4 protein-coding genes are annotated in these 5,223 nt (G+C 61.9%); 1 reads left to right on the top strand and 3 read right to left on the bottom strand.

From position 1 onward, the window contains the following. Nucleotides 1–400: 400 nt before the first annotated feature. Genes holA through leuS form a run of 3 tightly spaced genes read right to left on the bottom strand, consistent with a single transcriptional unit; the run spans nt 401 to nt 4,368 of the window. Entirely contained in the window at nt 401–1,402 is a 1,002-nt protein-coding gene (holA, locus tag B3Q33_RS14945; RefSeq protein WP_272963300.1) for a DNA polymerase III subunit delta, read from the bottom strand. Further along, nucleotides 1,402–1,911, bottom strand: coding sequence for an LPS assembly lipoprotein LptE (gene lptE, locus B3Q33_RS14940; protein ID WP_052043006.1), 510 nt, complete (start codon nt 1,909–1,911; stop codon nt 1,402–1,404). The genes holA and lptE overlap by 1 nt, the downstream gene beginning before the upstream one ends. A gap of 9 nt (nt 1,912–1,920) precedes the next feature. Further along, nucleotides 1,921–4,368 carry a leucine--tRNA ligase gene (gene leuS, locus B3Q33_RS14935; RefSeq protein WP_272963301.1) on the bottom strand — a complete coding sequence of 816 codons (2,448 nt, stop codon included), beginning with the start codon at nt 4,366–4,368 and terminating at the stop codon, nt 1,921–1,923. 140 nt (nt 4,369–4,508) lie between these two features. Between leuS and B3Q33_RS14930 the strand changes: the two genes are divergently transcribed. Continuing rightward, a complete protein-coding gene (locus B3Q33_RS14930; RefSeq protein WP_035249265.1) occupies nt 4,509–5,123 on the top strand; it encodes a YdcF family protein in 615 nt (204 codons plus the stop codon). Nucleotides 5,124–5,223 lie beyond the last annotated feature (100 nt).

Below are 5,223 nucleotides of genomic sequence, written 5' to 3'. Positions count from 1 at the left end.
TACGAGCTACGAGCTACGCTGGTTAGATAGGGAAAGGGTGGAAAGTTCCTCAGACCTCGGCATTTCTACGAAGCCGCTGTAGGAACGGAACGCAGCGGAGTAACGCACGTAGTTCCGTGCGGCCCGAAGGGTGAGCGAAGCGAATAACCTATGCTTGCATGGCGAACCGCGCTTGCGCGGAAATCGCCTGCCGGGCGATCAGGAATCTCAGAGCTCGACAGGTTTCAGAAAAGAATGCAGTAACCCATGTGTCTCTTGCCTCGCTGCGCTCTCGGTTCGTCCCTCAAGAGGAACTCCTACAGATAGGCCCTCAGCCTGGCAGCGCGGAGTCCTGTGGCAACTCATGAGGCACAGGGCCTTCATCGCGTTGTAGCTCGAAGCTAGTAGCTAGCAGCTGTATTTACCGTTCCATGCTGCGCGGTAGCGGATGCCCTGCAAGACGCAGCGCCAGGGAGGTGATGTATTGCCAGGGATCGCCCTTGGCCATGCCCTTGACGCACTGGTCGGCGCGGATGGCGCTGGCCTGGGCGGCTTTTAGATGTTGCGGGTTGAGGCGCTGGGCCTGGGCCTGCATGGCGCGTACCCGCTGGGGTGGCAAGCGGGGTGGTGGGCCGCCGCTAAGCATGCCGTCGAGGATGCGGATGTCGCGGCTCAGGGCCCATAGCAACACCGGCGGCTCCACGCCTTCGGCGCGCAGGGTCTGAATGATGTGCAACACTCGCTGGGCGTTGCCCTGGGCGGTGGCTTCGGTAAGGTCGAAGGGCGAGTAGCGGCTGGAATCGCCCACTGCCTGTTGCACGTCTTCCGGTCCCACCTGGCCGTCTTCTACCAGCAGGGTGAGCTTGTCCACTTCCTGGGCGGCGGCAAGCAAATTGCCTTCGCTGCGTTCGATCAGCAGGGCGAGGGCGTCTTCGCTGGCACTCAGTCCACGGCTGGCCAGACGGTCCTGCAGCCAGTTGCGCAGGCCGGCGCCTTCCACCGGCCAGACTTCGATCACCGCACCGACTTCGTCCAGGGCTTTCACCCAGGCGCTGTTCCAGTCCTTACGGCGATCCAGCCTGGAGCAGCGGATCAGCAGCAGGGTGTCATCGCCGGGGCTGGCCAGAACATCACGGAGGATCTGGCTGCCGGCCTTGTCCGGTCGCTTGTCGTTGAGCACCAGTTCGAGAATCCGGCGGCCACCAAACAGGCTCATGCTCTGGGATTCGTTGAGCAGGGAGTTCCAGTCGATGCCGGTGTCGGAGGAGAAGCGGTGACGTTCGTCAAAGCCCTGATCGCGGGCAGCGCGGCGCAGATCGTCGAGGAGCTCGCCCTGTTGCAGGGGCTCATCGCCGGCCACCAGATAAGCGGGCAGCAGTCGATCGGCCAAGTGTTTGCCAAGCTGCTCCGGGCGCAGGCGCATCAGTAGGTCTCCCAGCCCTCGGAGGCAGCGGCGATCTGGTTGATCAGCCGGTAGGCCATGTCCAGAAACAGGTCGTCACGGACCAGTTGCTCCTCGTCGGAGGAAGCGGTGGCGTTTTCCGGGTACCAGGGCAGGTTGCGCAAGGTCATCATGCGCGTTGGCGTAGTCAGCAGGGCGCCGCTTTTGCGGTCCTTGATGTGCCAGCGCAGGGTGTAGCGCAGTTCGATTTCCGCCTGGCGACCCTGGGCATCCACCGCCGAGGTGCGGCGCATCCAGTCTTCGTCATCGATCACCAGGATGTAGGGCGCCTGGTTGTGTACCAGCACGCCCTGGTCTTCCAGCTCGTCTTCCAGGGTGTAGCGCAGTTCCGTGGAGGCACCGCTTACCGTCAGGGTTTCCATGGACGGTGTGCTGGTGGTGCCACGCAGTTGCCAGCCGCAGGCACTGAGGACGAGCCCCAACACCAGCAGCAGGGTCAGACGGGATGTGGCGCGCAAGCTGGATGTCATAACCGCCTCTCAGTTGGCAACGATGTTGACCAGTTTACCCGGCACAACGATCACCTTGCGGATGGTTTTGCCGTCGGTGAACTTCTGCACATTGGGTTCCGCCCTGGCCAGGCTTTCCACGGTGTCCTTGTCGGCGTTGGCGGGCACCTCGAGCTTGGCGCGCACCTTGCCATTGACCTGTACCACCAGTTCAAGACTGTCCTTCACCAGTGCGCTTTCGTCTACCTGGGGCCAGGCGGCGTTCAGTGCCGCCTCGTCGTGCCCCAGGGCCTGCCACAGGCTGTGGGACGCATGGGGGGTGATTGGCGACAGCAGCAATACGGCGGCTTCCAGGGCTTCCTGGCGCACGGCGCCGGCCTGATCGCCCTGACTGTCAAAGCGGCTCACCTCGTTGATCAGTTCCATCACCGCGGCGATGGCGGTATTGAAGGTGTGGCGGCGACCGAAGTCATCGCTGACCTTCTGGATGGTTTCGTGGGTCTTGCGACGCAGGGCCTTGCCAGCATCGTCCAGAGAGGCCGGATCCAGCGTGCCCGCCTTGACCGCTTCCACATGTTCGGCCACCAGCCGCCACAGGCGCTTGAGGAAGCGGAACGCCCCTTCCACACCGGAATCGTTCCACTCCAGGGATTGCTCCGGCGGCGCCGCAAACATCATGAACAGGCGTACGGTGTCGGCACCGTATTCCTCGATCATTTCCTGCGGGTCCACGGTGTTGCCCTTGGACTTGGACATCTTGGCGCCATCTTTCAGCACCATGCCCTGACACAGCAGTTGCTTGAAGGGCTCGTCGGATTCCACCAGGCCGGTGTCGCGCAGCAGCTTGTGGAAGAAGCGCGAGTAGAGCAGGTGCAGGATGGCGTGTTCAATGCCGCCCACGTATTGATCCACGGGCAGCCAGTAGTTGGCGGCCGCCGGGTCCAGCATGGCCTGGTCGTTCTGCGGACAGCAGTAACGGGCGTAGTACCAGCTCGATTCCATGAAGGTGTCGAAGGTGTCGGTTTCGCGCAGGGCGGGCTGGCCGTCAAAGGTGGTTTTGGCCCACTCCGGGTCGGCCTTGATGGGGCTCTTCACGCCGTCCATTTCCACCTCAGTGGGCAGCACCACCGGCAACTGGTCTTCCGGGGTGGGGTGCAGTTCACCGTCTTCGGTTTCCACCATGGGAATGGGGGCGCCCCAGTAACGCTGTCGGGAGACACCCCAGTCGCGCAGGCGATAATTCACTTTCTTCTCGCCCAGGTTGCGCTCGCTCAACCAGGTGGCGATGGCGTCAAAGGCGTCGGCGGAGGTCTTGCCGGTGAATTCCCCGGAGTTCACCAGCTTGCCCTTTTCGGTGAAGGCTTCGCTGTCCAGGTCAATGGCTTCACCATTGGCAGGCTCAATCACCTGGTTGATGGGCAGGCCGTATTTTTGGGCAAATTCGTAATCGCGCTGGTCATGGGCGGGGACCGCCATGACCGCACCGGTGCCATAGCTCATCAGCACGAAGTTGGCCACCCAGACCGGGACTTGTTCACCGCTGATAGGGTGAGTCGCGGTGAGACCGGTGTAGATGCCTTTCTTTTCCATGGTGGCCATATCGGCTTCGGCCACCTTGTTGTGCAGGCATTCTTCCACAAAGTCTGCCACTTCGTGGTTGGCGGCAGCGGCTTTCTTCGCCAGCGGATGCGCCGCAGCCACGGCCACATAGCTGACGCCCATGAGGGTGTCCGGGCGGGTGGTGTAGACGCGCAGAGGCGCTTCGCCCTGGATGGCGAACTCCATTTCCACCCCTTCGGAGCGACCGATCCAGTTGCGCTGCATGGTCTTGACCTGTTCCGGCCAGCCATCCAGTTGATCCAGATCTGTCAGCAATTCATCGGCGTAGTCGGTGATCTTGATGAACCACTGGGGGATCTCTTTCTGTTCCACCAGGGCACCGGAGCGCCAGCCGCGGCCATCAATCACCTGCTCGTTGGCCAGTACGGTCTGATCGATCGGGTCCCAGTTCACCGTGGACATCTTGCGATACACCAGGCCCTTCTCGTAGAGCTTTGTGAAGAACCACTGTTCCCAGCGATAGTATTCCGGGGTGCAGGTGGCCAGCTCACGATCCCAGTCGTAGCCGAAGCCCAAGCGCTGGAGTTGCCCGCGCATGTAGTCGATGTTCTCGAAGGTCCACTTGGCCGGGGCCACCTTGTTCTTGATGGCGGCGTTCTCGGCGGGCAGGCCGAAGGCGTCCCAGCCCATGGGCTGCAGCACATTCTTGCCTTGCATCCGCTGGTAGCGGCTGATCACATCGCCGATGCTGTAGTTGCGCACGTGGCCCATGTGTAGCCGCCCGGACGGGTAGGGGAACATGCTCAGGCAATAGAATTTTTCCTTGCCGGCCTCTTCGGTGACCTTGAAGCTTTGGTTATCCTCCCAGTACTGCTGGGCTTGGGCTTCGACTTGATCGGGGCGATACTGTGCGTCCATCGGCTCTCTACTGATCAAAAAAACTTACGGGAACATCGCGGTTGCGAAGGGGACATAGGATACATGAGCTCAGCCCGGATTTCTCACTGGTCTGCACCGCGAAAGTGTTGGCTGAATAATCACCGCAAACGGGAGTGCCGATGGCGTTGACCTACCTGGTGCTGCTGGTGCTGGTGGGGGGAACCCTGCCGGCAGTGGTCCGCAGCCTGTTGCCGCCCCTGCCGCGACGCAATACCGGTATTACTCCCCAGGCGGTGGTGGTACTGGGTGCCGGACGGCGCCAACGTGATGGCCAGTTTTCCCTGACCACCCGTGGCCTGCGGCGGTTGCAGCTGGCCGCGGAAATGGCCCATGAGCATAGTTTGCCGCTGGTAGTCAGTGGCGGCATCAGCACCACTCCCCATGCGGATAACGAGCCTTCCGAAGCACAGTTGATGGCGGAACTGGTGCGCCGACGCTGGCCGACCATGACGGTGCTGGAGGAAGGGAAAAGCCGTAATACCTGGGAAAATGCCGTGTACAGCGGTGAGCTGCTGGGTCAGCGTAGCATCGACGAGATCATCCTGGTCAGCGATCGGGCTCACCTGCCGCGGGCTCTACTGTGTTTTCAGAGCCAGGGGGTGCTGGCCCAGGCTGCCTGGCGCAAGCGGTTGCCAAAGCAGGAGTGGGTGCCCTCCGCCGGGGCGTTATCCATGGTGCCGGAGATCTGGTACGAATGGCTGGCGCTGGTGTGGTATCACCTGCGGTATTTGTAGGAGATGCTGGGCGCCCGACGCCGGACGCAAAAAATCGCAAAACGCTTGATGCTATCAGAGCACGTTTAAACTGATTCGCGTCAGGCGTCAGGCGTCAGGC

Source organism: Alcanivorax sp. UBA3183 (assembly GCF_002364155.1).
Taxonomy (GTDB): domain Bacteria; phylum Pseudomonadota; class Gammaproteobacteria; order Pseudomonadales; family Alcanivoracaceae; genus Alcanivorax; species Alcanivorax jadensis.
This window is presented reverse-complemented; position numbering and strand designations above follow the sequence as displayed.

Coding starts and splice junctions, on each gene's coding strand:
- holA (WP_272963300.1), bottom strand. CDS start 1,402: ATGCGCCTGCGCCCGGAGCAGCTTGGCAAACACTTGGCCGATCGACTG.
- lptE (WP_052043006.1), bottom strand. CDS start 1,911: ATGACATCCAGCTTGCGCGCCACATCCCGTCTGACCCTGCTGCTGGTG.
- leuS (WP_272963301.1), bottom strand. CDS start 4,368: ATGGACGCACAGTATCGCCCCGATCAAGTCGAAGCCCAAGCCCAGCAG.
- B3Q33_RS14930 (WP_035249265.1), top strand. CDS start 4,509: ATGGCGTTGACCTACCTGGTGCTGCTGGTGCTGGTGGGGGGAACCCTG.